The organism is Micromonospora sp. B11E3 (genome assembly GCF_039871625.1).
Classification (GTDB): domain Bacteria; phylum Actinomycetota; class Actinomycetes; order Mycobacteriales; family Micromonosporaceae; genus Micromonospora.
Genome location: NZ_JBDPMC010000263.1, coordinates 1 through 530, shown reverse-complemented (window position 1 = coordinate 530; position 530 = coordinate 1). Strand labels below are relative to the sequence as shown.

The window sequence follows — 530 nt, the reverse complement described above, 5'->3', positions numbered from 1 at the left end:
TCGCCGGACGCGCCAACATCGCCCACGCCCGCCGCGACCTACACAACCGCACCGATGTCTTCGCCGTCTACGGCATCTAGCAAACCATCACCAAGCCGGACAGAAAGAAACAACGCCGGGGCCCTGCCACGTCTCGTAGTTGATATAACCGACCGCTCGGTCGATATTTGTCAACTTGTTGGTCGAGGTGTCGTAGCACCAGTCGGTTTCAACGTTATAGCGGTAGATCCGGCTTCCGAAAACGTCCTTCTTCTCGACGTAGCTCCACTGATTCCAGCAAGAGATCGCTAGCGTCCCGACCGCTGACTTGCTTGCCAATTCCTTCGCCTTTGCCGACGGCTGGATCGGGCGAGCAGGCATCGTAGTGAGGGTGCCGGGATCCCGGGGATCCGGTACGGCGTGACCCAGGGCCCCGGCGTTGTTTCTTTCTGTCCGGCTTGGTGATGGTTTGCTAGATGCCGTAGACGGCGAAGACATCGGTGCGGTTGTGTAGGTCGCGGCGGGCGTGGGCGATGTTGGCGCGTCCGGCG

The 530-nt window shown here is 60.8% G+C and carries 1 pseudogene; it reads right to left on the bottom strand.

The features are described 5' to 3' along the window. Window positions 1-87 precede the first annotated feature (87 nt). A pseudogene (locus ABGB16_RS33995) lies at window positions 88-530 on the bottom strand (hypothetical protein); the annotation flags it as partial.